Annotated in this window: 3 protein-coding genes; all 3 read right to left on the bottom strand. The window is 63.3% G+C overall.

The features are described from left to right. The coding region (locus AAFM29_RS16690; RefSeq protein WP_341713879.1) for a radical SAM protein at positions 1-730 on the bottom strand (730 nt) is incomplete at its 3' end. A 40-nt stretch (positions 731-770) separates the two neighbouring features. Beyond that, entirely contained in the window at positions 771-1,298 is a 528-nt protein-coding gene (gene moaB / locus AAFM29_RS16685) for a molybdenum cofactor biosynthesis protein B (RefSeq protein WP_341713878.1), read from the bottom strand. 8 nt (positions 1,299-1,306) lie between these two features. Further along, entirely contained in the window at positions 1,307-3,016 is a 1,710-nt protein-coding gene (locus AAFM29_RS16680) for a lytic transglycosylase domain-containing protein (protein WP_341713877.1), read from the bottom strand. Between the last annotated feature and the right edge of the window lie 157 nt (positions 3,017-3,173).

Raw genomic sequence — 3,173 nt, 5'->3', positions numbered from 1 at the left:
TGATGGCCGGGATGACCGGCGCCACATTGCAGTGAACAGGGACACCTGCGGCCGTTAGTTTCTGCAGCGCTGTGAGTCGCTTAACGGGCGAAGTTGCGCGGGGTTCAAGCTTGCCGGACAGCTTCGGATCGAGCGTCGTCACCGATATTGCCACCGCAACCAGATGCTGTTCGGCCAGCGGAACCAAGAGGTCGAGGTCTGCCAGCAATCGGTCTGACTTGGTGGTGATCGTTACCGGGTGGCGCGTCTCGAGGCAGACCTCGAGTACACTGCGGGTGATGCGGTAGCGGTCCTCGATCGGCTGGTAGGGGTCCGTGTTGGTCCCCATGGCGATCGGCCTGGGAGTGTACTTCGGTTTCGCCAGTGTTGTCCGCAGCAGTTCCGCCGCATTCGGCTTGGCAAAAAGCCGTGTTTCGAAATCAAGCCCTGGCGAAAGGTCGTGATAGGCGTGGGTCGGGCGCGCGTAACAATACACGCAGCCGTGCTCGCATCCGCGATAGGCGTTGATCGAGCGATCGAAACCGATATCGGGCGACTGGTTGAAGCTGAGGATAGTCTTGGGCCGCTCCTCGGTCACGGTTGTGCGCAGCTTTACCGGTGGGCCGTCCAGCGACTCCATGTAGTCGCGCCAATCGCCGTCGACTTCGCGCGTCGCAAGCCCGAAGCGCGTCGGTACTGCGTCCGATTGCGCGCCGCGACCGGAAACTTCAGGGGCGAGTCGACGTTCCATGTATGAGAACATACACAGAACATATATCCGGGAACAGTCCTTAGAGTTCGCGCAGGCGCGGCATCAGTTCGACGAAATTGCAGGGCCGGTTTCGGCTGTCGAGCTGTTCGGCAAGGATCATGTCCCAGCCATCCTTAACCGCGCCGTTCGAGCCCGGGAGCGCGAAGATATAGGTCCCGCGAGCCAGCACAGCGCAGGCCCGGCTCTGGATGGTGCTGGTGCCGATGGTCTTGTAGCTCAGCCAGCGGAACAGCTCGCCAAAGCCGGGGATGTCCTTGCTTTTCACCCGGTCCAGCGCCTCTGGCGTCACGTCGCGCCCGGTAAGACCGGTACCGCCCGTCGTGATCACGCAGTCGATCCCGTCATCGTCGATCCAGCGGTGGAGGTGCGCGGCGATTTCCTCGACGCTGTCGCGGCTGATCTCTCGGGTTGCCAGTTCATGGCCTGCAGCTGTTATCCGCTGTGCCAGGATATCGCCCGACGTATCATCGGCGCTGGTACGCGTGTCCGAAATCGTCAGCAATGCGATGCTGATCGGCTTGAAGGTGCGGCTTTCGTCGATCGCCATGAAAACTCCTATCTCACGCGCGGGAACAACGGCCAGTCGTTCTCGGCAAGATGGATGCGGCTCGGTGCCGCCGCGTTGGCCTGGCGCAGGTACATCCAATAGTTGCGCATTACGATCGCGACATAGCTGCGTGTCTCCCAATACGGGATCGATTCCATCCACAACAGTGGGTCGTCCTGGTCATTGATCTCGCTCGACCAGCGCGCGACCGGAGTAGGCCCGGCGTTATACGCCGCCATGATCTTGGGAAGTTTGCCCTGGGTGAAACTTCCCTGGCTGAGCGCCTCGAGAGTACGTTGCCCAAACGCGAGGTTGACTGCTGCGTCCTTCAGATCTGCATCCGCGCTGAGGTTGATCGAAGCGGCGTATTCGCGCGCCGCGATTGGGCGGATCTGCATCAGGCCAATGGCGTTGGCGGGGCTGACCACACGCTCGCGAAAATTCGATTCCTGCAAAGCGTGGGCAAAGGCCAGTGCCGGATCGACTCGCCAACCACCGATCGGGGTGCGGAAGGTCACCGGATAACGCAGGCTGGGGTGGGAAGCGGTGCCTGGTGGCGCATTATAGGCCATGAAGTTCTGCGTACCCGAAAGGCCCAGTGCTCGCGCCAACCGCCCCAGCGCGGAGTAATCGCTGGCATCTCCGGTACGTGCGATCCAGCGCAGTACCTCGTCGGCTTCTTCGCGGCGACCGATTTCTGCCAGCATGACCGCTTGGACGGCGGCAGGTTCATTGCGCAGCCGGTTCCAGTCCACATTGGTCAGGTCGGGCTCACTGTGGGTATCGGGGAGCGTGCGGCCCAGCTGTTCGTAAGCGAGCATCCCATAGAGCGTTTCTGGATAACGTGCGGCCCCGCGCAACTGCTCGGCCGCGTCTTCGGGCTGGCGACAGCGGACTAGCGCGCGGCTCGCCCAATAATAGGCAGCGGTGGTCAGCTCTGGATTGGTCGCACCCATTGCTGCGCGGCGGAAGGCGGCAGTCGAGTTTTCGCAATCACCCAGGCGCCAGGCTGCTAGACCCGCGACCCAATCCCCCTCGGCGACCCAGGGACCACTGCCATCAGCGCGGATCGTTTCGGCCAAACCCCACGCCTCGGGGTCGCGGTTCTCGATGTAATAACTCCAGGCGACGCGCTGGCGCCATTCGGCACGCGTAGCGCTCGACAAGGACGCGTCGACACCGTCCAGCAGGATGCGTGCGCCATCCGGATCGTCATTGGTAATGCGTTCAAGAATGGCCGTGCTGATCGAGCTCGGCATGGTACCGTCGTCGACCGGCGAGGGGCGCAGTCGCTTGGTCAGCCCCGGCTGGCGCACCAGCGAGCGTTCGCCAGGCGTGTCGATGTAGCGATCGAGCCCGCGCGTCTTGCCGAGCCGCACGATCGCCGCAGTCTGGGGCAGCTTTCGGTAGCGGTCGAGCCAATCCTCGATCCGCTCGAGCGAGATGCGCGGACTGGCCGGGTCGAGGTAGTAGCTTGCCAGCGCCGCCCCATGCAGCGGGCCATCGGGCCGTTCGCCCAGCAGTACTTCAACACGATCCCAGTTCTTGCTGTCGATCGCCTCGTAGAGCGAGCCGTAATAACCGCGATCCTCGGTCGACAGCAATTGCGGCAATGCCTGGGCGTGCGAGCGCGTGAAATACGCCACGCTGCTGCTCTGAGCGGCGACTGGTGCAGCGATGAGTGCCGCGGCGAGGGCGAGAGCGGGTCTGAGAGTCATCGGGTCCATTCGAGCCAGCGGTTCCAGAAGCGCTCGCGCCGGGGGGCGCTGCGGGCGATCTGGGCGAAATCGGGGGCGGCGAGCAGCGGGTAGGGCCGATCTGTGCATTCGATCACCAGCGGATCGCGTGCCTTTTCCGGCGGGATATCGAACAGTG

Origin of the sequence: Erythrobacter sp. (assembly GCF_038133525.1) — a bacterium.
In the GTDB taxonomy this organism is placed as follows: domain Bacteria; phylum Pseudomonadota; class Alphaproteobacteria; order Sphingomonadales; family Sphingomonadaceae; genus Qipengyuania.
The sequence above is the reverse complement of the archived record's forward strand: the minus strand, read 5'-3'. Positions and strand labels throughout refer to the sequence as shown.